This window comes from Amycolatopsis melonis (assembly GCF_040064235.1).
GTDB classification, from domain to species: Bacteria; Actinomycetota; Actinomycetes; order Mycobacteriales; family Pseudonocardiaceae; genus Amycolatopsis; species Amycolatopsis melonis.
This window is the reverse complement of record NZ_JBDZYD010000023.1, coordinates 61457-84963: the sequence shown is the minus strand read 5'-3', so window position 1 is coordinate 84963 and position 23507 is coordinate 61457. Positions and strand designations below refer to the sequence as shown.

Here is a 23507-nt window from a genome sequence, read left to right as displayed (position 1 = left end):
CAGGCTGTTCAACGTGCGCACGCCGATCATCACCGCCCTGCTGCTCGCCGCCTCGCTCGGCGGCTGTGCCGGCGCGCCCGCCGCCGAACCCGGCCCCGAGCAGCTCACCGTCGAGGTCGTCGCCACCCTGCCGCACGACCCCGCCGCCTTCACCGAAGGCCTCGAATTCTCCGGGGACACCCTGTACGAAAGCACCGGGCTCGCCGGCCGGTCGACGCTCACCGCGGGCCCCGCCGGCGGGCCGCCCGCCACGACGGCCACGCTGCCGTCGCCCCTCTTCGGCGAGGGCGTCACCGTGCTCGGGCCGACGCTGTGGCAGCTCACCTGGCAGGACGGCTTCGCCATCGAACGCGACTCCAGGACCCTCGCCGAGCTGCGCCGCGTCCCCTACCAGGGTGAAGGCTGGGGACTGTGTCACCAGGACAGCGGACGGCTCGTGATGAGCAACGGCTCCTCGTGGCTGACCTTCCGCGATCCGGAGACCTTCGCCGTGACCGGCAGCGTCGACGTCGGGCGCGACCAGCTCAACGAGCTCGAATGCGTCGGCGGCGACGTCTACGCAAACGTTTGGCACACCGACACGATCCTGCGGATCGACGCCGCCACCGGGCACGTCACCGCGACGATCGACGCGGCTCGCCTGCGTGCCCAGGTGAACACGACCGGTGCCGAGGACGTGCTCAACGGCATCGCCGCCGTCCCCGGGACCGGCGAATTCCTGCTCACCGGGAAGCAGTGGCCGGTCACGTTCCGCGTGAGGTTCGTCCCGGCTTCGCCCGGAAAGCACGGATGAGCAGGCGGAACCGGCCCGGAGTAAGGCAGGATTGAGACGTGGCACTCTTCGGCTCCCGCTCCGACTCCGACGGTTCGCGTTCCGGACGGCCGGGGCAGCCGGGCGGCCGGAAGTCCAAGCGGCGCTGGACGCCGGAGCCGGGCGCGGCGCAGGCCAGGTCCTGGCGCGACGTCGCCAGGGACACGCCGCCGACGACCCGCGCCGAGCACCGCAGCGCGCCGCCGCCGACCCGCGTCGAACCGCAAGCGCCGCACGCCGACCACCGCGGCGCACCGCCCCGCGTCCAACCCCAAGCGCCGCACGCCAGCGCGCCACCGCCGACCCGGGGCGAACCCCAAGCGCCGCACGCCGACCACCGCAGCGCACCGCCGCCCCCGCGTGCCGAACGTCCGCGGTCCGCCCCTCGCGTGCCGGACGCGAACGAGGCCCCGACCGCCGCCGCGCCCACGGGGCACCGGCCGCCGCCGCGCGGTGCGCGGCCCTACGACCCGCACCGCACCGAACCCGTGCGCCGCGAACCCGGCGGGTTCTACCAGGGTGACCGCTATCCCGGCAGCGGCGAATACGAGCACTACGACACCGGCGGTTACGCCGGCGAGCCGCGGCCCGAACCCGAACCACCGCGGGAGGAACCGCGCACACCCGGTGGCACGCCGAAGCTGCCGAAGAAGATCACCGTCACGCGGGTCGCGGCCATGCGCAGCCGCCAGCTGACCGGGCAGGCCGTCGGCGCCTTCCAGCGGGCGACGAAGGCCGACGGCGCCGAGAAGTCCGGCCTCACGTCGCTGACCTACGCCGTGATGCTGAACTACGCCAGCGACGCGACCATGGCCATCGCGCTGGCCAACACCCTGTTCTTCGCCGCGACCAGCGGCGAGAGCAAGGGCAAGGTCGCGCTCTACCTGCTCATCACGATCGCGCCGTTCGCGCTGGTCGCGCCGGTGATCGGGCCCGCGCTCGACAAGGTGCAGCGCGGCAGGCGGCTGGCGATGTGCGCGTCGTCGATCGGGCAGGGCCTGATGGCCGTCGTGATGGCGCTGCACTTCGACGACTGGCTGCTCTACCCCGCCGCGCTCGGGATGATGGTGCTGTCGAAGTCGTTCACCGTGCTCAAGGCCGCGGTGACGCCCCGGGTGCTGCCCTCGGAGATCACGCTCTCCAAGACCAACGCCCGGCTGACCACCTTCGGCCTGGTCGCCGCGGGCGTGTTCGGCGCGCTGGCCAGCGGGGTCAACGCGATCACCGGGTCGGCGGGCGCGCTGTGGTTCACGGCGCTGATCTGCGTGGCCGCCGCGGTGCAGTCGATGCGGATCCCGTCCTGGGTGGAGGCGACCGAGGGCGAGGTCCCGACGTCGCTGTGGGCCCACCCGAAGGAGAAGAAACGCCGCCAGCCGATGGGGCGCCACATCGTCGTCGCGCTGTGGGGCAACGGCTCGGTGCGCGTGCTCACCGGCTTCCTCATGATGTTCGCCGCGTTCGCCGTCAAGGCGCAGACCGAGGGCAGCGGGCACAGCCCGTTCGTGCAGCTGCTGCTGCTCGGCGTGATCGGCGCCGCCGCGGGCGCCGGCGGGTTCCTCGGCAACGCGCTGGGCTCGCGGCTGCACTTCGGCAGTCCCGACCAGGTGATCGTCGGCTGTGTCGCGGGCTGTGTGCTGGCGGCGCTGGTCGCGACGATCCTGCCCGGCCTGGCCACCGCCGCGATCGTCGGCCTGATCGGTGCGACGGCGAGCGCGCTGGCGAAGATCAGCCTCGACGCCGTCATCCAGGAGGACCTGCCCGAGGAGTCGCGCGCGTCGGCGTTCGGCCGCTCGGAAACCGTGCTGCAGCTGGCCTGGTGCCTCGGCGGCGCGGTCGGCCTGCTGCTGCCGCCGACGTACTGGATCGGCTTCCTGGTGATCACGATCGTGCTGGCGGTGGGCCTGACCCAGACGTACCTGGTGCGCCGCGGCGGCTCACTCGTGCCGGGCCTCGGCGGCGACCGGCCGCTGCGCCCCGAGCCGACCGGCAGCTTCCCGGCACAGGGCCTGCCCGGCGACCGGACGGCCCGCCGGTAGGCTCCGGCCATGCGACGTTCCCGGGTGGTGGCCCTGCTTGCGGCCGGTGGGTTCGCGGTGGCCGGCTGCTCGGCCCCCGGCCCGGCCGAGGTCACGTTCTACGCCGACGGCCACACGATCCGCGCCACGCCGGTGCTCACCTGCGACTACTCGCAGCGGCTCCCGCAGCCGTGCAGCGCGAAGGGCGGCACGCAGACGCTGAAGGTCCGCCCCGGCAAGCCGGTGCAGATCTCGGTGCCGGGCGAGGTCGCGGACTCGCCGTGGCAGATCGTCTTCGAGTACGTCACCCCGCGGGGCGAGTACAAGCAGAGCGACCCGATCCCGTTCACGTCGCTGGACCGCTACGCGTACACGGTCAAGCCGCCCACGCCCGCCGACCGCATTTCGGCCGTGGACGTGCAGAAGTACACCGCCGTGCTCAACGCGGACACCGGCGAGTCGGGCCTGCTGCCCAGCGACGTGTGGGGTCTGCGGCTGGAGGCCTAGGCCGCCTCACGAGCGCCCAATGTGGCCTTCGGTGCTCCATCCATGCCCCCGCCACCACCCTCAACGGAGGCGCTTCGCGCCGCAGTGCCGATTCAACGCACCCAAGGCGAACGGTCAATTGGTGACCTACTGCCCCGACGGGCAGAGCGCAGGCCCAGCGCGGGCGGCGGTGGCTCACCTCAGCGTCGTGAATGACTCATTCAGGACCTCCGAAGACCTGAATGAGTCATTCAAGACACCGCACCACCCTCCGACTGCCCCTGGACCACGGTTCCCCGCGGAGACAGAGGTCAGCAAAGGTGGTTCGCCAAGGCCACATTGGGGCGCTTGGGTCGGTACCGGCTCGCGCGCGTGGGCTGCCGCGGCCCGCGGAGCGGGTCGGGCCGCGGCTCGGTCGGCGATCGACGGCTTACGGGTCGAGGTCCCGGGCGACCGCGCGCATGATCTCGGCGATCTGCTTGGTGTGCTTGCGGTCCGGGTAGCGGTTGCGCCGCAGGTCCGGCTGCACCTTCAGCTCGAGCAGCTTGATCATGTCCTCGATCAGGCCGTGCAGCTCCTCGGCCGGGCGGCGGCGCGCCTCGGCGACGGACGGCGGCGGGTCGAGCAGCCGGACGGAGAGCGCTTGCGGACCCCGGCGGCCGTCGGCGACGCCGAACTCCAGCCGCTGACCGGCCTTGAGCCCCTCGACGCCCTGCGGCAGCGCGGCCTTGCGGATGTAGACGTCGGCGCCACCGTCCTGCGTGACGAACCCGAACCCCTTCTCCGCGTCGTACCACTTGACCTTGCCGGTCGGCACTTCCCTCACCAATCCTTCTGCTGTCCGCTCACGACGAACGCGCCCGGGGCGTACCCAGGGCGCGCTGGGTAAAGGGTATCTCGCCACAGGCCCTGGGGAGAAGTCGATACCGGCGGATACCCTTTGCGTCGTGAAGACCGCGACGAAGGAGGCCGCCGTGGCTGCCCCCGGCAAACCGTTCCTGATGCGCATCGGCATCGGCTTGTTCGGCATCGGCATGCTCGCCGTGCTGACGGTGTTCATCATGTTCGCCGCCGGCCTGGAGAACCTGCCGATCTGGCTGTCCGTCGCGGCAGGCGTGATCACGCCGCTCGGGCTGCTGCTCGGCCTGATCGCGCTGGTCCGGGAAGCGCGCGCCAAGAGTTAGGGCACCGCCGCGCACGTCTTCGCGAACCACTCCGGGAACTCCGTCAGCGAGTCGAACACCACCTCCGCTCCTTCGCTCAGCAGGAGCGTGCGGTCGCACGGCCCCGTCGTGACGCCGACCGGGATCGCCCCGGCGGCGAGCGCACCCCGGATGTCGCCGGCGTGATCTCCGACATACACGCGCGCGTCGTGTGCCAGGAGCGCCTCGGCCTTCTGTGTCGACCACAGCTCGCCGATGACCTCGTCCACCTCCAGGCCGAGCGCGTCGACGTGCAGCTGCGCGTTGGGCCCGTACTTGCCCGTGACGACCAGCGTGCGCCCGCCGGCGGCGTGGACGGCCCGCAGCGCCGCCACCGCGCCCGGCAGCGCGACGGCGCTCGGCACGACCACCTCCGGGTACATCGCGCGGAACCGGTCGACGAGCCCCGGGATGCGTTCCTCCGGCGCCTCGAAGCCGCGCAGGATGTCGTCCAGCGGCGGGCCGAGGTTGGCCGCGAACGCCTCGCCGTCCAGTGGCAGGCCGGACTCCACGCCGAGCGCGTTCATCGCCGCGGCCATGCCCGGCCGGGCGTCGATCAGTGTCATGTCGAGGTCGAACCCCACAGTGATGCCCACGCGATCCACCCTAATGACCACCACCGACAATTTTGACGCGATCACTGACCGTGTACACCGTCTTGACACCGGGGCGATCTGTGTCAAGGTGGGGGTGTGACGAGCTTCACCAGCCGGATGAAGGCGTCCCTGCGGGAGGCCCTGCTCGACGCCGCCGCGGACCTGCTGCCCGACCGCGGGCACGCCGGGCTGCGGATGGCCGACGTCGCGGCCAGGGCCGGGGTGAGCAGGCAGACCGTCTACAACGAGTTCGGCAGCAAGGCGGCGCTGACCCAGGCGGTGGCGCTGCGGACCGCGGCGGAGTTCCTCGACGGCATCCGGCAGCGGTTCGAGGCGGCAGGCGGGCTGCTGCCGGGCATCCACCAGGCCGTCGTCTACACGATCGAGCATGCCCGGGAGAACCGCCTGGTCGCCGCCGCGCTCGGCACCGAAGCGGGCGAGGACCTGCTGCCGCTGCTCACGAGCAGGGGCGAGCCGATCCTGACCGCGGCCGCGGACCTCGCCGCCGGGCTGTACCGGGAGCTGGAGCCACGCCTGTCCGCCGAGGCGGCGGCCCTGCTCGCGGAGACCGTCGTCCGGCTTTCCCTGTCGCACCTGGTGCTGCCGACCCACTCGGCGGCCGAGGCGGCCGACGCCGTCACCGCCGTCGTCGCACCCGCCATCCGCCAATTCGTCCACAATGGAGTGACACGATGACCGAGCTGCGGACCGGATTCTCCTCGCTGCGCCAGGGCGGGCTGAACTGGGACTCGTTCCCCCTGCGGTTGTTCGTCAAGGGCAACAGCAAGTTCTGGAACCCCGCCGACATCGACTTCAGCCGCGAACGCGAAGGCTGGGACACCCTCAACCCCGAACAGCAGCGCAGCACGACATACCTGGTCGCGCAGTTCATCGCCGGCGAAGAGGCCGTCACCGAGGACATCCAGCCGTTCATCCGGGCGATGTCGGCGACCGGCCGGTTCGGCGACGAGATGTACCTGACGCAGTTCTGCTTCGAGGAGGCCAAGCACACGGAGGTGTTCCGGCGCTGGATGGACGCGGTCGGGCTGACCGGCGACCTCCATCCGTTCGTCGCCGAGAACCCGCACTACCGCAAGCTTTTCTACGAAGAGCTGCCGCAGTCGCTGCGGGCACTGGAGGACGATCCGAGCCCGCTCAACCAGATCCGCGCCAGCGTGACGTACAACCACGTGATCGAGGGCAGCCTGGCGCTGACCGGCTACTACTCGTGGCAGCTGATCTGCACCCAGCACGACATCCTGCCGGGCATGCAGGAACTGGTCCGCCGCATCGGCGACGACGAACGCCGTCACATGGCGTGGGGCACGTTCACGTGCCGCCGCCACGTCGCGGCGGACGACTCGCTGTGGGACGCGGTGCAGCAGCGGATGGGCGAGCTGCTGCCGCACGCGCTGAACATGATCCAGTGGGTGCAGGACCAGTTCGAGGAGCTCCCGTTCGACAACGACCCGCAGGAGATCGTCCAGTACGCGGCGGATCGCGCCCAGCGCAGGCTGGGCGCGATCGAGTCGGCGCGCGGGATGCCGGTGGAGCAGATCGACCTGGACTACTCCCCCGAGCACCTCGAGGAAACCTTCGGCGAGGAAGACGCGAAGGCGATCGCCGAGGCCGCCGCCGCGGCGGGCTGAGCCCCTTCTCACCAGTCCCAAGATCGAGTCACGGTTCACCTCCCTCGTCGAGACATCGCTTGCGTAAGAGGCGCACGCGAGCGCGCCGTCCGGTTCAGGCGTGCTTCGCCGCGGCCGCCTTCTCCAGGCCGAGCAGGCTGATCGCCTGCTCGCGCATCTCGACCTTGCGGACCTTGCCGGTGACGGTCATCGGGAACTCCTCGACGACGTGCACGTACCGCGGGATCTTGTAGTGGGCCAGCTTGCCGGTGCAGAACTCGCGCAGCTTCTCCGCCGTCAGCGGCGAAGCGCCCTCGCGCAGCCGGATCCAGGCCATCAGCTCCTCGCCGTACTTCTCGTCCGGGACGCCGACGACCTGCGCGTCGACGATGTCCGGGTGGGTGTAGAGGAACTCCTCGATCTCGCGCGGGTAGAGGTTCTCGCCGCCGCGGATGACCATGTCCTTGATGCGGCCGGTGATGTTGAGGTAGCCGTCGCCGTCCATGATCGCCAGGTCGCCGGTGTGCATCCAGCGGGCCGCGTCGATCGCTTCGGCCGTCTTGTCCGGTTGCTCCCAGTAGCCGAGCATCACCGAATACCCACGCGTGCACAGCTCGCCCGGCTCGCCGCGCGGCACGGTCAGCCCGGTTTCCGGGTCGACGACCTTGACCTCCAGGTGCGGCCCGACGCGCCCGACCGTCGACACGCGACGCTCGACGGAGTCGTCGGCGCGCGTCTGCGTCGACACCGGCGAGGTCTCGGTCATGCCGTAGCAGATCGACACCTCCCGCATGCCCATCCGGTCGATGACCTGCTTCATCACCTCGACCGGGCACGGCGAGCCCGCCATGATGCCGGTGCGCAGCGACGACAGGTCGAAGCGGCCGAAGTCCGGGTGGTTCAGCTCGGCGATGAACATGGTCGGCACGCCGTAGAGCGACGTGCACCGCTCGGCGGCGACCGCTTCGAGGGTCGCGAGCGGGTCGAACGCCGGGGCCGGGATGACCATGCAGGCGCCGTGGCTGGTGCAGGCGAGGTTGCCCATGACCATGCCGAAGCAGTGGTAGAACGGCACCGGGATGCACACCCGGTCCTGCTCGCTGTAGCCGCACAGCTCGCCGACGAAGAAGCCGTTGTTGAGGATGTTGTGGTGGGACAGGGTGGCGCCCTTGGGGAAGCCGGTCGTGCCCGAGGTGTACTGGATGTTGATCGGGTCGTCGGCCGACAGCCCCGCCTGCAGGTGCCGCAGCTGCTCCCGGTCACCTTCGGCGCCGGCGTCGAGCAGGGCCTGCCAGTCGTCGCTGCCGAGGAGCACGACCTGCTCCAGCCGCGGGCAGCGCTCCCGGACCTCGCCGATCATCGCGGCGTAGTCGGAGGTCTTGAACTTCTCCGCGGCGACCAGCAGCCGGATCCCGGCCTGGTTGAGCACGAACTCCAGCTCGTGCGAGCGGTAGGCCGGGTTGATGTTGACCAGGATCGCGCCGATCTTGGCGGTCGCGTACTGCAGGAACGTCCACTCCGCCCGGTTCGGCGCCCAGATCCCGACCCGGTCGCCCTTGCCGATGCCCCGGCCGGCGAGCCCCAGCGCCAGCGCGTCCACTTCGGAGGCCAGCTCCCGGTAGGTCCACCGGCGGCCGGCGGCCCGGTCGACCAGGGCGTCCCGCTCCCCGAACGCGGCCACCGTCCGGTCGAAGTTGTCACCGATCGTGTCCCCGAGCAGCGGGACCTCCGAAACCCCCGAGGAGTAACTCGGCAAGGCGGGCGCGTCAGGCATGGTGCCTCCTGAAGTCGGCGGTGACTTGCGCCGAGTCTAGGAACACCGTCGCCGGGGAGCCAGTCACGCGAACCGTTCCGGGCGGCCGGAGCCGCCCGGAACGGTCACGAAGCCCGCGTTCAGACGCGGTAGTCCCACGTCCGGCCGGTGGCCGGGTCGTGGTCGATGTTGCCGTGCTCGAACGTGCTCCGGCGGAGGTTGCCCGCCGGGGACTCGTCCGTCAGCGGGTAACCGAGGTAGGACTTCTCCCAGCCCAGGTTCTCCCACCAGGTCCGGATCGCGCCGTACACCAGGTGTGCGCCGGTGTTCGGGCTCCAGTAGATCGACGCCCCGTTCTGGAAGTGGGTGTAGCTGCCGATGCCGTCCGGCGTCCCCGTGGTGTCGATGATCGGCAGCAGCCAGTGGTACTCGCCGACGCTCTTGTACTTCTCCAGCGCCGCGCCGGAAACGGCGTGCACGCCCGCCGCGTCACTGAAGTAGACGCGTGCCTTGTCGAAGTCGCGGTAGCGCACCGGAAGGCCGTTCACGCCGTTGGCGTCGTAGACCTCGTCGGCCTTCGGGTTGCCGACGGCGGCGTGGAACGCGTCGTCGTTGAGCCAGCGCGTGGTGATCGGCGTGGTCACCACCGGGTCCGGCCCGACGACCGCCCACGACGCGTCCTCGAGGAACAGGCGGTCGGCGTCGAACCAGTTCGCCCCGGAGTTGTTCGCGGCCCACATCTGCGCGTTGACGTGCCGCAGGAAGCGGCCCGGCTGGGACTTCACCTCGAGCGAGACACCGGTGCCGGACAGGCCGGGCTTCGAGCACCAGGTGGCGTCGCGCTTGAAGGCGTCGGTGCCGTCGTTCGCCGCGAGCTGGACGCGCAGGTCCTTGATCCGCAGGTAGGCGCCTTCGACCTCAGTGGACTTCAGCGAGAAGCAGTCCGGGTCGGCCAGTCCTTCGGTGACGGTCCAGGTCGCCGCGCCCACCTTGGCCGTGCCGCTGGTGCCCGCGTCGCCGGTGGCCGTCCAGGCGTCGCCGCCGCTGCTCTGCACGTACCGGCCCTTGTAGCCGGGCGTCGTGACCTCGAGTGCCTGGTCGAGGAGACCGGCCTGCTGGACGTCCTTGGCGAGGAACGCGGCGACCGCGTCGGCCCCGCCGGCGAGCGCCGCCGCGGCGGCGGCCACCAGCCGCGGACGCATGCCGCCTGCCTCCGCCTTCGCCTTGAGCTGCAGCAGGCGCTGGCGGTCCTCGGCGGCCTTGCGCTCCCGCGCGATCTCGACGTCCCGCTTGTCGGCGGCGAAGATCCCGGTGACGAGGAACGCCCGCCAGTCGGCGGCGGCGGAGCTGTTCAGCGCGGCCTGCGCGGCCTTGGCGACCTCACTACCGGCGACGGCCTTCTCGAGCAGCTTCCGGATGAAGAAGTCGTCCGGCAGGTCGAGCATCGCGTCGGTGGTCTGCAGCAGCACCACGGTCGCCGCGTTCGCGCGGGCGTTGCGGGCGGCGTCGCGGGCCTTGTCCGCCTCGGTCTTGGCCTTGTCGGCGTCGATGGCGTCCTGCTGGTCCTGCCGCTTCGCGGCGAGCAGGCCGGAGGCGAGGAAGACCTTCTGCGCGGGCTCGTCGGCCCCGAACGCGTCGAGCAGCCCGGCCTTGACCTTCGGGTAGCCGGTGACGAAGCGCCACATGTCGTAGATGAAGTCGCGGTACCCGAGATCCAGCTGCTGGTCGGTGACCGGCATCGCGATCAGCGCGGCGGCGGACTGCTTGAGCTTGCGCGCCTGGTCGCGTTCGAGCTTCGTCCGGGCGTAGTTTTCCTTGTCCTGCCGGTCGAGAGCGTAGATGTCGGTCCGGATGAACTGCGTCGCGGCGGCGTCGCCGTCCCGGTACGCCTGCAGCGCGGCGGCCTTCACGAGCGTGTTCTTCATTTCGTCGGTGGTGTCGAAGATCTTGAACACGAAGTCGCGGTCCCGCAGCACCAGCCAGCTGTTGTCGATGTCGAAGCCGAGCGTGCGGATCGCGTTGACCTTTTCTTCCTGAGTGGCCTCAGGAAGCTGAGCGGCGGTGGCCGAAGTGGAGGCTGCCGGAGTGCCGGCCGCGGAGGCGGGCACCTGACCGATCAGTCCGGTGAGGACGGTCAGCGCGGTGGCCGCGACGACCGTCCGGGTCAGCAACCCGGGTCTTCTTCCCTGCATGATTTCTCCCTGCGGATTTCCCCTGTGGATTCCCCTGTGGTGGCCCGGGTCCGTCATGGCACCGGGCACAGCGTGCGCGAGTCGGTGACGGCGCCGGTCGCCTTGGTGACGGTGATCGAGCCGTGCTGGAAGTTGCTGCACAGGACGCCCGGCTTGCTGTCGAACGGGTCGGTGACGGGGTAGCCGAGGTACGACCGCTCCCAGTCGAGTGCCTGCCAGCGATCCTTGATCGCGCCGTGGATCAGGTGCGCGCCGGTGTTCGCCGACCAGTAGATCGAGCCGCCGCCGGCGAAGTGGTTGTAGCGGCCGACGCGGTCCGGGGTGCTGGTCTCGTCGGTCGTCGGCGCGCCGTAGAGCGGCGAGCTGATCCCGCCGGTCTGCTTGTACCGGGCGAGGATGTTGCCTTCCATCTCCTTGACCCCGGTGGCGGCCGACCAGGTCAGCCGTCCCTTGGTGTAGTCGCGGTAGCGCAGGGATCCGGTGACGACCTCGTCCCCGGCCGGGTCACCGACGCGGGCGCGCACGGCGTCGTCGTTGAGCCAGCGGAACTGGATCGCCGTGATGGCCGGGTTTTCCCCGCGGATCCGCCAGAACCGGTCGACGTCGTAGGAGGTCTTGGCGTCGTACGGGTGCGCGCCGCTGCTGTCCGCCGCGTACACCAGGCCGCCGTAGTTCCGCAGGAACCGGCCGGGCGCGCCCTTCGACTCCAGCGAAAGCCCGTCCGCCGCGACACCGGGACGGGTGCACCAGGTGGCGTCGGCGCGGAACCTGTCGGACCCGTCACTTTGGACGATGAGCACCTTGAAGTCGAGCTGCCGCAGGTAGAAACCCGGGTCGGCGGCGGACTCGAAGGAGTGGCAGTCGGGGTCGGCCAGGCCGGGAACGACCTTCCACGTCGCGTCCACGCCGTCGCCCGGTCGCGGATCGGTGTTGCCTGCCGCGACCACGGCCTGCCCGCCCTTGGCGCCGCGGACGAAGGTCCCCCGCAAGCCGGGCGAATCCGACTGCAGCGACTGCCGCAGGGCAGCGTCCTCGTACTGGCCGATCCGCAGGAACCGGTCGACGGTCGCGGGGTCACCCGTCAGCGCGGTCGCCGCGGCCGCGGCGAGCGCTGGGTGCACGCCGCTGTTCTCGGCCCTGGTCTTCAGTTCCTGAAGGCGTTTGCGGTCGGCATCGGCTTTCTTCTGCAGCGCAATGGCGATGTCGCGCCGGTTGGCGTCGTAGATGCCGGTGTCGATGAAGGCCTTCCAGTCGGCCGGAAGGCTACTGCGCAACGCCGTCTCGGCGGCGACGGCGACCTCCGACCCCGGCACGGCGCGGTTCCAGATTTCCCGGACGAAGTTGTCGTCAGAGAGAACGAGCAGGCTTTCGGTCGCGACGATCCCGAGTACTGCGGCGGCGTTGGCCTTGGCGTTGCGAGCGGCGATGCGCGCCTTCTCGGCCTCGGTCGCGGCGTGGTCGGCGTCGATGGCGTCCTGCTGGTCCTGCGCGTGCGCGGCGACGATCCCGTTGAGCAGGAACTCCTTCTGCGCGGCCTCATCGGCTCCGAACGCGGTCAGCGCGGCGGCCTTGACCTTGGGGCCGGTCGCCCGCTGCCACAGTGCGTAGACGAAGTCCCGGTAGCTCTGCACGAGCAGTTCGGGCTCGGCGGTGATCCCGATCGTGGCGGCGGCGTGCTGCTTGAGTTCCCGTGCCTGCCTGGCGATTTCGGCGTCGCGGATCTGGTTGACGTCGTCGCGTTTCTTGGCCTCGGCCAGCCCGGTCTTGATCCACTGGGTGCATTCGAGATCCGACCCGGCGAAGGCCAGTTCGGCCGAGGCCCGCACCTCGAGGCCGGTCGCCTGCCGCCAGAGGGCGATGACGAAGTTGCGGTCGGCGAGCACGAGCAGGTCGTCCCCCGCGACGATGCCGAGTACCGCGGCCGCGCGGACCTTGTCCTCCATTGTGGACTCGGGCACGGCGGTGGCCGCAGCGGCCGTGACCGCCTGACTCGTGGGCGCGGCCTGCGCCGGGACTCCGGCCAGCAGGGTGACCGCCGTCGCGGCCACCAGGACGCTGCTTCTCACTCGACCTGAAGATTTTCTTCGCATTTTCCCTCGTTCGTTGACGGACGGACGCCGTTCAGCCGCCCCAGAGCCGGAGCCGCCCATCAGCAGACCCGGTGCAACATCGACTCGTGCTGCCCGGTGGCCACGAGATCCCGCACGACGGCGAGCATCTCGCGCACGCCGGACTCGCGGGTGATCACCAGGTCCGGCCGGCACGCGAAGTAGCGGCCGCCCAGGCATTCACCGGATGCCCGCCAGCGCTCCATGACCCGCCCGACCTCGGCGTGGGTGAAGAACGTCGCCGTCCACCTCGTCCCGTCGGCGAGGGTCACCCACGCATCCGCGGCCTCGACCTCGTCCGGCGCGTCTCCGCCGAGTTCGACGTCGAGCACCAGGTTTTCGGCGCTGATCCGGTACATAACCACCTACGAGTTTTTACTTGCCGAGACGCCGCAAAGCGTCTTCGTACCCCGCCGAATTCGACGGAAGAAGAGCCGACAACTGCTCCAACGCCGACCGTGCCGCACTGCTCAGCGCACGCACGAACTCGCCCTCGCCGGTCGCCGCCCGGCGAACTTCACTACCGGCACAGGTGACCAGTACGCGTCCGGCGGGAAGGCGCTCGAAAACGAGTTCCACCGGCATGTCGGGAAAGTTCGTGGAAACCCGGTCCTGTGTGCGGAACTCCTCCAGCATCGTGCAGATGTAGGCCCAGAGCTGGTCGACGAGGTCCCACTGCGCCTGCCCGCAGACCTCGACCCCGTCGACCACCAGCTCGATCGCCCCTTCGACGTACCACGGATCCTTCGGCGGAGCCGACGACTCCGAAAGCTGCCCGAACGTTCCGTCCGGATTCCGCAGGAACGTGCGTACTTCGATCACGGCGATTTCCGTTTCTCCTTCAGTGGGCGTCATGCGGGTGCGGCACGGGACAGCACGTTAGCCCTCCTCATGTTCCCCTCTGCGTTTCTTTCGGCACCTCACCCGCCGTAATCCGACCGGAGTGCCAGTACTCGATGAGGACACCGCTGCCCGGCGCATAGATCCAGACATCGTCGCCGATATCAATCAGCAATCCAGCGTTCTCCGCAGCAAGCCGAGCCGGTATACCGATCGAAGGGATGACCACGTTTCCCCAGAACACGACGACCTCGGAAGTCGACGGCGAGTACCTGAGCACGAGTTCGGCAAGCAGCCGAGCCGCCTCGTCGTAGTCATCTTCGACCCGCTGTTCGTGGATCCGAGTTCCCGACCAGTCCTTCGCGCCGGTCGTGTTCCGATCGATCGGAAACCGGTTGACGCTCCGGGAGCCGAACTCGGCGTCCTCAGCTGCCGTGAACTGCCTGACGAGTTCGCGCTCGGCGGGACCGACGGTGTCCAGCAGAGGCTTCAACGCGCCAGGATGAGTTCCGTAATAGGTATTCATGTCTAGATATTACCGCGTAGAATTGCCTCGAATTCCGCCTGGGTTCCCGGCCATTTTATTGCCCATTTCTGGCCAGTGCGACCACTTCCGACCATCACGTTGATATGCGGGCCCTTCACGGGGTCCCAGTCCAGCCGGAACCGCTTGAACACCCCGTTCACCCTGGTCTCGAATCCGCAAACCTTGTTGTAGGTCGACGTCGCGGTCTCCATCCGGCCGACGTAGGGAATGCGGGTCGCCGGATCGATCTCGCCCAGCAACTGGAGAGCCTCGTTGCGTGCAGCCTCCCAGCTATGGGTGTCGACCGGAATTTCTTTGCTCTTCTTGGGTGTCGGTATTTCACCCTCGTCGCACGGGCCCTCGGAGTTGTGGACGAGAACATCCGCGCCCCGCGCGTCCACGTAATAGGTGTGGATGCCGTCGACGGTGAGGTTGTAGACCTTGCGTACTTCGGTCCAGCTCCGCACCGAGACGATCGCCCGCTGCACACCCTGGACCGTGCTCAGCAGCTCGCCTGGCTTCAGATCCTCGGCATCGATCCAGCGGCCTTCCCCATCGACCCAGAAGGGATGACCGCCGGTGGCCACGACCGAACCGGTCCGGTCGCCGCCATCGCCGTCGAGATCGACAGTGATCTCGACAAGGTGCTTCTCACCTTCACCTGTGATCACTGCGCTTACTCGCTTCGACGCTGTCTGCCGCGTCAACGGGTCAGTCGCAACGACTTGGTCACCGGAGGCGACACTGTCGATGCGCCGATGCGAGCCGTCGGCCATCAGGACAGGCGTATCTGCGGCGAAACTGTTCTTCGGCTTGCAGACAATCTTCGCGTCTTGGATGGTCTTCTTGGACAACTCGAGGATCTTGCGGCCGAGCCTCGATCCCTCGAGGAACTTGGTCAGCCCAGCGGCCACCTTGCCGACCGCCGCCGCCACGGCCGGAAGCTTCGCCAGCAGGGTCACCAGCGATCCGACATTGAGCACAGTCCACAAACAGGCTTCGACATCGCCCTCACCGAAGCACTTCTTGGCATCGGTGATCCCGACGAGGTCGAGCAGAATCTGACCACCATTGGCGATCAGGTAATCGATGATGCCGCCCTTGGCCTGGTTGAGCGCGTCCTTGTACTCCTTGAGCGCGTCCGGGCCGCCCTCCATGAACAGGATCTCCTCGTCGTCAACGGAGATCTCCTGCTCGTTCTCGTCCGCGGCAAGATCCTGCTTGCGGTTTTCCGCATCGCGCTGCCGCTGGGCTTCTTCCGCGCGGTCCGCGGCCTTGCCCGCTTCGATGGCGGCATCCATCGCGGTCTTCGCCAGCTCCGCCGTCGCGTCCGCGTGCTTCTGTGCGCTGTCCGCCGCGGCTTCCGCCGTCGTTGCGTCCGCTTCGGCTCGGCTTGCCGCGTCGCGGGCCGCCGCTGCGTCGGCCTCCGCCCGCGACGCCGCCGAACGGGCTGCTGCCGCCTCACCTTCGGCCGCCGAAGCCGCGCGGCCTGCGATGGCCGCGTCGTTGTTGGCCGCGTTGGCTGCTCGGCGGGCTCGGACCGCGTCGTCGTGGGCCTGGGCGTCCGCCTGGTTTGCTCGGGCTGCCGCCGCTCGGGCTGCCGCTCCGTCGACCGCCGCGTCGGCTGCCGACTGCTGGGCTTCTGCCGCCGACTGGGCCGCGTTGGCCGCCGAGCGGGCCGCCGCCGCTGCCTCGTCGAAGGCCGGCTTGACCTCGTCCTTGGCCTTGTTCGCGGCTTCCTGGGCCAGGCGGGCCGCTTCCAGGGCCTCGGCCGCGCGCCGCTGGGCTGCGGCCGCCTGCTCGGCGCCGACCGCCTGGGCCTGGCCCGCCACCAGCAGCACGAAGTCGGCGTCGAGGTCCGTGCCGCTGAACGGTGCGGCGATCGTGATCGCCGTGTTCGCCGGCTCGGTGATCGCCTGGGACGACGTCCTCGCCGCCGTTGCCGCCTGGACCGCCAGGGTCGCCTGGGTGGCCGCCGACACCGCCTCCGCTGCCGCCGCGTCGGCTTCCGCCTTCGTCCGCTCGGCCGCGCGCAGCGCCTGGATCGACTCGGAAGCCGCCTGCTCGGCCAGCGAAACCGCGGCACGAGCGGCCTCCGCCGCCTTCGTCTCGTTCAGCGTCGCGTCGGACGCGGCCGAGTTCGACCGCAGTGCCGCGGCGTGCGTTGCGGCAGCTTCGGCTTCGGCCTTGTTCGCCGCCGCGTTCGCCCTCGCCGCGGCGGCCGCGGCCGCCTGAGCTGCCGCACGGGCCCGCGCCGCGGCACGAGTTGCGTCCGTCGCCGCCGCTCGGGCGCCCGCCGCCGCGCCGGTAGCCGTGTTGGCCGCCCCGCGTGCGGCACCCGCCGCGTTCCGCGCGATCCCCGCGTCCGTGCGTGCCCTGGCCGCCGCCTCGCGCGCCGGGGCTTCGTTCGCCCCACCCGCCGAGGCCGCCGCCATGGCGTCCATTGCCGCCGCGCGTGCTTCCGCCGCGCGCTGGTCACGCTCGGCCGCGTACGCGCGATCCCTTGCCTGGGCGGCATTGTCGGCCTGGGTGCGGGCGTTGGCCTCGCACTGCCCGGCGACGCCGTCCGCCTGCTGGGCGTCCAGCATCGCCGCGTTGGCGATGCCGGCCTGCCGGTCAGCTTCCCCACGCGCCGCGTGCGCGACGGCCGCCTGCTGGTCGGCCCGTGCCCGCGCCGCGGCCGCGTTGGCCCGCTCGCGCTCGGCCGTGGCCCGCGCGGCAGCCGCGTTGGCCGCTTCGCGTTCGGCGGTGATACGCGCGTTGCGCGTCCGTTCCGCCGCCGCCCACGCCTGCTGCTCGGCCTGCTCGGCCGCCGCGCGCGCCGCCTTCGTCCGGGCCGCCGCGTCCTTCGCTGCTTCGGCCTGGACGCGGGCCGCGTCGGCGATCTGGGCGGCCGCCTGCGCGTGCTGCTTGGCGTACTGGTGCCACTGCTCGGCCGCCTTGGCGTGCCGTTCGGCCTCTTCCTGGGCGTTGCGCGCCTGGTCGGTGAACGCCGTCGCGTCGATCGTGTGCTGCGCCGTCTCGGACGCCGACACCGCGGCGGCGGCCGCGGCGGCCATCCCGTCGGCCATCTGCGCCCACTGCGTGCCGTAGGTCAGCCCGGTTTCGACGAGGATGTTCGCCTGGACGCGGGCCGAAGCCGAAGCCGACTGCGCGTCCGTCGCTGCCTGCCGCGCGTATCCCAGCTGGCGCGCGACTTCCGCCTTCACGCCGTTGAACGCGTCGGCCGGGTGCTGCCCGCCCGCCTTGTTGGCCACCAGGATCTGCTCGGCGTGCCGGGCCTCGTTGCTCGCCGCGATCAGCGCGTTCGACGACCGTTCCAGCGCCTTGACGCCGTTTCCGTGCGCCACCAGCAGATCCCGCCGCGCCTGCGCGGCCCTGGCGGCCTTGCGGGCCAGTTCGGACAGTTCCTCCGCGGCCTTGTTCCGCGCCTCTTCGTCCTTGATCTGCTGCTCACGCGCGTCCGCGTCGACCTTGGCCGCGGCCAGGTATCCGGACGCCAGGAACGTGGCGATGGCCGCGTCACCACTGTCCAAAGCGGACTGTGCGGCCCGCTTCACCTCGGGACCGCCGGCACCGGCGAGCATCTGCACGCGGCTTCGGTTCTGCGCCAGCCGGTCCTGCTCACCCTGCGCGGCCTCCGCGTCGCGCTGGTTCGCGATGTCCTTGCCGTAGGCCAGGAACAGCATCCGGTCCGAATCGGACCCGGCGAGCACGCGCTCGACTTCTGCGCGCAGGTAAGGGCCGCCGGTCCCGCGCAGCGCCTGGACGTCGGCGAGGTTCTTGCGCGCCGCCGCGTCCTTGCGGGCCTTGGCCTTCGCCCGCGCCTCGTCGAGACCGCGGTTGAGGAAGTCCATGAGCGGCTCGGTGCCACCGGCCGCCAGCGCCGCCGAAGCGGCGTCCCGGACTTCCTGGTCCTCGGCCAGTTCCGCGTTGTCGACGACGATCTGCCGGAACCGGGGGTCGCCCCAGTCCGGCACACCGGTGCTGCCGTCCCACTCCCGGTACGGGTCCGGCGGCATCGGCCGCGGCGCGGTCGTGGCAGGCGGCTCGTCGGCCGCGACCGCCGGTGTGGCGGCCACGGCCGGGGTGGCCACCGGCTGCACGAGCCCGGCGAACACGGCCAGAGCCAGGAAAACGACCAACGCAGAGCGCGCGCGTCTCACCCTTGTCCCCCTCTGAGAAAATGCGGATTCCCGGTCCGGCGAGGACCGGGGTGAAGCTCAGGCGCCGGCGCGGACCCGCTGTTCGCCGTCGAGTGCCTGCTGCAGCAGGGAATTCCAGTACGCGGCCTGCTGCGCGGCGAACTCCCGTTCGGCGTCCCAGTCGGCCTGCCCGGCCTGCGCCGGCTGGCGGATCGCGGTCCAGTTCGGACCGCTGGCGGCGCTCGCGGCCGCGTACACCGCGGCCCAGTTGGCGGCCTGGGTGTCCGCCATGTCCCGCGCTTCGCTCCAGTACGAGCGAGCGGGCGTCGTCTGGGCGCCGACGGCCTGCCACGCCTGGACGGCCTTGGCCCTGGCCTGCTCGGCGAGGTCCGCCGAGGCGTCCTTCGCCGCCTGCTCGGCCGCGGCGGCGTCGGTCATCAGCTGGGCCAGCGCGGCCCGCCACCGGGTGTCGTCGTCGGCGCTGCGCTGGCGGAACGTCTCGAGGTCGAGCCGGGCACCGAACGCCCAGCCGCTGGCGAAGAAGTCGACGAGGTCGCTGTCGGTGGCGCCGACCCGAACGGCGTAGGAAGCGCTTACCCGGACCTGGGCGCCGGGGTCGTTCGCGGCGAGGTTCCGGACGAAGGCCCGGTCCGCCTCGACGAGGGCGGCGGCCTGCTCGCCCTTGGCGTCACGCACCGCGGTGTCCCGCTGCTTGGCCGCGGCGAAACCGCCGTTGGCGAAGCGCTCGCGGTCCGCGTCGTCCCGGCTGTTCACCGCGAACTGGGCCGCCGCGTGCACCTCCGGCGAGAACTCGGCGGTGTAGGTGGCCAGCACCCGCTTGGCGAAGTCCATGTTGCGGGCCTTGCGTTCCGCGGCGAGCTTGACCGCGTAGTCGTAACCCGAAGTGACGAACTGCGCGATCGCGGCGTCCGGCGCGCTGGACAGCAACGCCTGCCAGGCGGCGATCCGGACGGTCGACCGCGGGTCGTACTTGGCCAGGTACTGCACCCACACCTTGTCGGCGGCCAGGCTCTGGGTGCTCGCCCCGGCCGCGAGCGCGAGATTCGCGGACGGCGTGACGACGGGCCCCAGTACCGAAACGGCCACGGACAAGCAAGCAGCACAAAGCAGTGCGCGCCTGCGCATTGGTTTCCCCCCTCTGCCCCGGCAGCTGCGTGCAGGGGTGAGGCCACTGTAAGGAGAAGGCAAGGGGAATCTCAACGGCGAGAAAACTCACAGGCAGGATGGGCCGGATATCGGTAACGAACCAACCGGCCCCGGCGATTGACGGCGGAGTAACGGGCCGCCACGGCGTGAGCAGCGGGTGGCAGGTCCGCTACGCTCGGGGACGTGCCGGAGGAATTCTCACTGAGCCTCGCAGAGGTCGACACGGCGGTCCGCCGCACCGGCCTCCCGGCGAACTGGCACCCGTTCGAGATCCGCAGCCCGGGCCGCACCCTGGAGGAGCACGACCGCATCGCGGCGCAGTGCTGGGAGTCGCTGCGGGCCCGCGGCCTGGCGGGTCCGGACAAGCTGGACATCGAGGTCGAGCAGACCCTGCGCGCATGGACCCAGCCGGACGTGCTGATCATCGTCCGGGCGGCGGAAGAGGGCCGCCGCGTGTTCTACCGGGCGGCCGTCGGCCACGGGCTGGGTGTGTTCTCGGAACTGGCGGACGAGGAGATCCTCTTCGCCCAGACCCGCCCGGACCGCCTGGTCGACCTGGTGGTCGGGATGCTCCCGGCGTACCGGCCGGTCCCGCTGCCGGAGCTGACGTTCGTCACCCCGGCCACGCGCGCCGACACGGCCGCCGCAGCGGAGTTCTCCCAGTGGCCACTGCACCGCTACGGCACGTTCGAGCTGTCCGCCCGCCACGGCCAGGGTGCCCTCCACCCGATCGGGACAACAACGTTCGTCGACAACGACGGCGGCCGGTTCCTGATGGTCCACGAGCCCCTGCCGGACGGCGAAACCCGGGTCCGGTTCACCCCTTCGGATGGTTCCCACCTGCGAAGCTGGCTCCACGAGCGTGGCCGGAACCACTGACACTGCCTGTTCGTCACTAGTACAGTGCGAGGGGACCACGCAGGGTGGTGCCGAGACGACGGGGAGGGCGTCATGAGCGGTTCACAGTTCGGCGCACCGGGGTCGTTCACACCACCACCGGCGGCAGGGGACGCGGGCGCCAACTTCCTCTCGGGGCTGCTCGACGGACCGACGGATTCCGCAGCCGCACAGCGCGTCAGCACGGGCGGCAGTCATCTCAAGTCGCTGGCGGAGAACGGGCAGTTCGCCGTGAACGAGGAGGGGTTTCAGGCGTACATCAAGGCCTGCGACTTCTTCATCGACGGTTACGACAAGATGCTCCGCGAGGTGCGAGTTCTCGCCGGCGCAGCCCGCATGGGCGGCAGCAGCTACGCCCGGTCCGTCGCCCAGTTCAACGCGCAGGTGGCGGACGGCGATCCGGAGGCCCTGATCCCCAACCTCCAGCTGATGAAGCGCGGGGTCGAAGAGGCACGTGAGGCGATGGTGATCGCGCGGAAGAACTACCGCGAAACCGAAGAGGCCCACACTGTGGCCTTCGCCGAACTGAACAAGAAGCTGCAGGAGAAGTGATTTCCCGACGCATTCCCCCGGCCCTGGCCGCCGTCGCCTGCGCGACGCTGGTCCTGACCGCATGCACCAGTCAGGTCGGCGGACAGGCATCGCCGAGTTCCACCGGCGGAGTGGGAACGTCCACCAGTGCCACGCGGCCCGCCGATCCGAACGATCCCTTCGCGGGTTTGAATTCTTGCTCCGTTCTGGACCAGGTTCTCGCCGGGCAGGGGTTCCCCAAGGCGACCCCGACGATCGCGTCCGCGAAAGTCACCTGTGCCACCACGAAACCGCGCGCCGGCGATGTGCACCCGGTGGACGTCGCGCTCTCCCTTCAACCAGGCCGCGGTTACAAGGAGAACGTCGGCAACCCGAGCCAGGCGAGCGAAGGGAACGTCAACGGACGTCCTGCCGTCGAGGAACGTGAGCCGCAGCAATCCGCCGGACAGTGCGGCATCTGGATGGAGGTCAAACCGTCTTCCCGCGCCCTCGTCCTGGTGACCTCGGGATCGGACACAGCGAACGCCTGCCAGCTCGTCGAGGGCTTCGCCGAGAAGATCGAGCCTTTGCTGCCGAAGAGCAACTGAGACGGAGTCCGGCCATGTCGCACAAGGGGCTGCAGGAGCTTTGATCGCACGAAGCTTCCCCGCCGCGGTCGCCGCCCCGGTTCTGGGGCTCGGCCTCGCTGCCTGCACGAGCGAGGTCGCCGGGCAGGCGAACCCGAGTACACAGGTTTCCGCCACGAACAGCACGACCGCTGATCCAGCCGATCCCTTCGCCGGAATGAGCCCGTGCACGATCCTCGACCAGGCCTTCACCGGGCAGAACCTTCCCCGAGCGGAACCGGCGGTCGCGGACCCGCAACACAGCTGTCGCATCGCCAAGCCCACCTCCGGTGACACTCCCGGGGTGGTGGTCGGGCTGATCCTGCAGGCGGGCTCGGACTACAAGAACAACGTCAACAATCCCGCCAAGGCCAGTGACGGGAACGTGAACGGCCGCCCGGCGATCGAGGAGCAGGAACCACTGCACGCCAAAGGCCAATGTGCCATCCGGTTCAAGGTAGGGAGTTCACGGGCGCTGTTGTCGGTCAGTTTCGGAGGAGACACCACCGGCGCCTGCAAGAAGGTCGAAGAATTCGCCGAGAAGGTCGAACCACTGCTGCCGAAGAACAACTGAGACGGAGTCCAGTCATGAGTCAGCCGCACCGGGCGCAGCATCGCCAGTCCGAGGGTGACTACTACGCGGAAGTCGCTCAGAAGGCCCAGGGCTTGGGGCCCTTGGGCCAGCAGCTGGTCCAGCAAGCGGCGTCGGACTACTCCGTTGCCCAGGGAAAGCAGCTGCAGGAAGGGCAGACCCTGCGGGCCGGTGCTCCCACACCCAACGAGAACTACGCGAACCAGCCGCACGAAGCGCTGTACGACATGGTCCACCAGAATCTCGATCTCGAGGACCTGAACGACCGTAGCCGGGTCGCCAACGTCTACGGGAACTGGCTGGCCGACGCCTCCAACCAGTTCCGCGACGCCGCCACGGCAGCGGGCGGCGCGTGGCAGGGACCGGCCGCCGACCAGGCGAACACCTTCTTCCAGAGCACGGCAGGACACGCCGAGCAAACCGGCAACGCGATGCAGCTGGCGTCGAACCACTACTCCCAGCAGTCCGCGGCCGCGCACTATGCCAAGACCAACATGCCCGAGCCGACCGGGTTCGATCAGCAAGCCGAACTGGACAAGGCTCGGCAGCAGTACGAATCCGGCAACCTCGTCGGCATGGCCGGGACCATGGCCGGCATCCAGGCCAAGCAGCAGCAGGCCGATGCCGCGCACCAGCAGGCCGTCCAGGTACTCCAGAATCTCGACTCCACCTACCACGAAACCGCCAGTACCCAGCCCACCTACTCCCCGCCGCCCCAGCTGGGGTCGGACTCCACCTCCGTCTCCGGATTCCATGGCACAAGCGGCACCGGCGGAACCGGGACCACATACACCGGAACCCCCAACCTCACCGGAGGCACGACCGGCACCTACGTCCCCGGGCAGACGCCACCGGGAGCCGCCCCGCCCGCCACTAGCTACGTTCCGCCCGGTAGCACCAGCGGGGTCGGGAACAACAACTTCGGCGGCAACCCCGGCTTCCGGCCCGCCCCCGCTGCGAGCACCTTCACGCGGTTGACGCCCGATGGCCTTGCCCTGGCCGGGAATCCCGGGACTCCCGGGGGCACCAACTCCGGTGGCGACATCACACGCAGCAAGCCCGGCTCCGGACGGCCCGGGAGCGGGTTCGCCGGCTCGCGGGTTTCCGGCAGCGCCGGTGCTCCCAAAGAGGCGCCGGGAGAAGGCGGCAAGACCGGCAGCCGGACCGGGGAACGGCTCGAACGCGGGGCCACCGCCGCCGCGGCGGCCAAGGGTGGCAAAGGTTCCGCCGGGGCCGCTGGAGCCGCCGGGGCCGGGGCCGGCAAAAAGAAAGAAGACGACAAGGAGCACAAGAACAAGTACGCCGTCGAGGACGATGTCTTCGATCTGCGGCCCGATCGGGGCCCGGACGGCGAGAAGGTTGTGCGGCCCATCATCGGGGAGACGTCCTAGGGGTCATCCCCCAATTCGGATC

At 70.2% G+C, this 23507-nt stretch carries 21 protein-coding genes; 11 read left to right on the top strand and 10 right to left on the bottom strand.

What is annotated here, in order from left to right; genetic code table 11:
• Positions 1-13: 13 nt before the first annotated feature.
• The 3 genes from ABJI51_RS42655 to ABJI51_RS42645 are packed head-to-tail and all read left to right on the top strand — an operon-like array spanning position 14 to position 3333.
• Positions 14-793, top strand: a complete 780-nt coding sequence (locus ABJI51_RS42655) for a glutaminyl-peptide cyclotransferase (RefSeq protein WP_348956908.1) — start codon at positions 14-16, stop codon at positions 791-793.
• Between the two features lie 38 nt (positions 794-831).
• A complete protein-coding gene (locus ABJI51_RS42650; RefSeq protein ID WP_348956907.1) occupies positions 832-2847 on the top strand; it encodes an MFS transporter in 2016 nt (671 codons plus the stop codon).
• A 9-nt stretch (positions 2848-2856) separates the two neighbouring features.
• Positions 2857-3333 carry a DUF2771 family protein gene (locus ABJI51_RS42645; RefSeq protein WP_348956906.1) on the top strand — a complete coding sequence of 159 codons (477 nt, stop codon included), beginning with the start codon at positions 2857-2859 and terminating at the stop codon, positions 3331-3333.
• A 409-nt stretch (positions 3334-3742) separates the two neighbouring features.
• Here ABJI51_RS42645 and ABJI51_RS42640 read toward each other — a convergent pair whose 3' ends face one another.
• Positions 3743-4129, bottom strand: coding sequence for a cold-shock protein (locus ABJI51_RS42640; RefSeq protein WP_007033367.1), 387 nt, complete (start codon positions 4127-4129; stop codon positions 3743-3745).
• A 184-nt stretch (positions 4130-4313) separates the two neighbouring features.
• On the opposite strand from ABJI51_RS42640, the gene ABJI51_RS42635 reads away from it, so the two are divergent.
• Positions 4314-4496 (top strand): hypothetical protein, encoded by a 183-nt coding sequence (locus tag ABJI51_RS42635; RefSeq protein ID WP_348956927.1) that lies wholly within the window; start codon positions 4314-4316, stop codon positions 4494-4496.
• Here ABJI51_RS42635 and ABJI51_RS42630 read toward each other — a convergent pair.
• A complete protein-coding gene (locus ABJI51_RS42630; RefSeq protein WP_348956905.1) occupies positions 4493-5110 on the bottom strand; it encodes an HAD family hydrolase in 618 nt (205 codons plus the stop codon). The two genes, ABJI51_RS42635 and ABJI51_RS42630, sit on opposite strands and share 4 nt — an antisense overlap.
• A gap of 96 nt (positions 5111-5206) precedes the next feature.
• Here ABJI51_RS42630 and ABJI51_RS42625 point away from each other — a divergent pair, with 96 nt between their 5' ends.
• Both ABJI51_RS42625 and ABJI51_RS42620 read left to right on the top strand, forming a co-directional pair.
• The gene (locus ABJI51_RS42625) at positions 5207-5806 is read left to right on the top strand and encodes a TetR/AcrR family transcriptional regulator (RefSeq protein WP_348956904.1); all 600 of its coding nucleotides are present in this window, start codon (positions 5207-5209) and stop codon (positions 5804-5806) included.
• A complete protein-coding gene (locus ABJI51_RS42620) occupies positions 5803-6759 on the top strand; it encodes a R2-like ligand-binding oxidase (RefSeq protein WP_348956903.1) in 957 nt (318 codons plus the stop codon). Before ABJI51_RS42625 ends, ABJI51_RS42620 begins: the two co-directional genes overlap by 4 nt.
• Before the next feature lie 94 nt (positions 6760-6853).
• Here ABJI51_RS42620 and ABJI51_RS42615 read toward each other — a convergent pair whose 3' ends face one another.
• The 8 genes from ABJI51_RS42615 to ABJI51_RS42580 form a co-directional block, all read right to left on the bottom strand.
• Positions 6854-8512 carry an AMP-binding protein gene (locus ABJI51_RS42615; RefSeq protein ID WP_348956902.1) on the bottom strand — a complete coding sequence of 553 codons (1659 nt, stop codon included), beginning with the start codon at positions 8510-8512 and terminating at the stop codon, positions 6854-6856.
• 119 nt (positions 8513-8631) lie between these two features.
• Positions 8632-10683, bottom strand: a complete 2052-nt coding sequence (locus ABJI51_RS42610) for an AbfB domain-containing protein (RefSeq protein WP_348956901.1) — start codon at positions 10681-10683, stop codon at positions 8632-8634.
• A 53-nt stretch (positions 10684-10736) separates the two neighbouring features.
• Positions 10737-12749: an AbfB domain-containing protein gene (locus ABJI51_RS42605; protein WP_348956900.1), complete on the bottom strand. Its 2013-nt coding sequence runs from the start codon at positions 12747-12749 to the stop codon at positions 10737-10739.
• Between the two features lie 83 nt (positions 12750-12832).
• Entirely contained in the window at positions 12833-13156 is a 324-nt protein-coding gene (locus tag ABJI51_RS42600; RefSeq protein ID WP_348956899.1) for a hypothetical protein, read from the bottom strand.
• Positions 13157-13166: 10 nt separating this feature from the next.
• The gene (locus ABJI51_RS42595) at positions 13167-13613 is read right to left on the bottom strand and encodes a hypothetical protein (protein WP_348956898.1); all 447 of its coding nucleotides are present in this window, start codon (positions 13611-13613) and stop codon (positions 13167-13169) included.
• Positions 13614-13680: 67 nt separating this feature from the next.
• On the bottom strand, positions 13681-14157 hold the full coding sequence (locus ABJI51_RS42590; RefSeq protein ID WP_348956897.1) for a hypothetical protein: 477 nt from the start codon (positions 14155-14157) through the stop codon (positions 13681-13683).
• A gap of 2 nt (positions 14158-14159) precedes the next feature.
• Positions 14160-18323, bottom strand: a complete 4164-nt coding sequence (locus tag ABJI51_RS42585) for a polymorphic toxin-type HINT domain-containing protein (protein WP_348956896.1) — start codon at positions 18321-18323, stop codon at positions 14160-14162.
• Positions 18324-18380: 57 nt separating this feature from the next.
• Complete coding sequence (locus tag ABJI51_RS42580; protein WP_348956926.1) at positions 18381-19409, bottom strand: hypothetical protein; 1029 nt, start codon at positions 19407-19409, stop codon at positions 18381-18383.
• A 243-nt stretch (positions 19410-19652) separates the two neighbouring features.
• On the opposite strand from ABJI51_RS42580, the gene ABJI51_RS42575 reads away from it, so the two are divergent.
• The 5 genes from ABJI51_RS42575 (at position 19653) to ABJI51_RS42555 (ending at position 23485) form a co-directional block, all read left to right on the top strand.
• Entirely contained in the window at positions 19653-20348 is a 696-nt protein-coding gene (locus ABJI51_RS42575) for an ESX secretion-associated protein EspG (RefSeq protein WP_348956895.1), read from the top strand.
• Between the two features lie 72 nt (positions 20349-20420).
• A complete protein-coding gene (locus ABJI51_RS42570; RefSeq protein ID WP_348956894.1) occupies positions 20421-20918 on the top strand; it encodes a hypothetical protein in 498 nt (165 codons plus the stop codon).
• Positions 20915-21484 (top strand): DUF3558 family protein, encoded by a 570-nt coding sequence (locus ABJI51_RS42565; RefSeq protein ID WP_348956893.1) that lies wholly within the window; start codon positions 20915-20917, stop codon positions 21482-21484. Before ABJI51_RS42570 ends, ABJI51_RS42565 begins: the two co-directional genes overlap by 4 nt.
• Before the next feature lie 40 nt (positions 21485-21524).
• Positions 21525-22076, top strand: coding sequence for a DUF3558 family protein (locus ABJI51_RS42560; RefSeq protein WP_348956892.1), 552 nt, complete (start codon positions 21525-21527; stop codon positions 22074-22076).
• A gap of 14 nt (positions 22077-22090) precedes the next feature.
• A complete protein-coding gene (locus ABJI51_RS42555; protein ID WP_348956891.1) occupies positions 22091-23485 on the top strand; it encodes a hypothetical protein in 1395 nt (464 codons plus the stop codon).
• Positions 23486-23507: the final 22 nt, after the last annotated feature.

Excerpts from the sequence above, each read along its gene's own strand:
- ABJI51_RS42570 (WP_348956894.1), top strand. The coding sequence starts at position 20,421 with ATGAGCGGTTCACAGTTCGGCGCACCGGGGTCGTTCACACCACCACCG.
- ABJI51_RS42590 (WP_348956897.1), bottom strand. The coding sequence starts at position 14,157 with ATGAATACCTATTACGGAACTCATCCTGGCGCGTTGAAGCCTCTGCTG.
- ABJI51_RS42635 (WP_348956927.1), top strand. The coding sequence starts at position 4,314 with ATGCGCATCGGCATCGGCTTGTTCGGCATCGGCATGCTCGCCGTGCTG.
- ABJI51_RS42610 (WP_348956901.1), bottom strand. The coding sequence starts at position 10,683 with ATGCAGGGAAGAAGACCCGGGTTGCTGACCCGGACGGTCGTCGCGGCC.
- ABJI51_RS42620 (WP_348956903.1), top strand. The coding sequence starts at position 5,803 with ATGACCGAGCTGCGGACCGGATTCTCCTCGCTGCGCCAGGGCGGGCTG.
- ABJI51_RS42615 (WP_348956902.1), bottom strand. The coding sequence starts at position 8,512 with ATGCCTGACGCGCCCGCCTTGCCGAGTTACTCCTCGGGGGTTTCGGAG.
- ABJI51_RS42555 (WP_348956891.1), top strand. The coding sequence starts at position 22,091 with ATGAGTCAGCCGCACCGGGCGCAGCATCGCCAGTCCGAGGGTGACTAC.
- ABJI51_RS42645 (WP_348956906.1), top strand. The coding sequence starts at position 2,857 with ATGCGACGTTCCCGGGTGGTGGCCCTGCTTGCGGCCGGTGGGTTCGCG.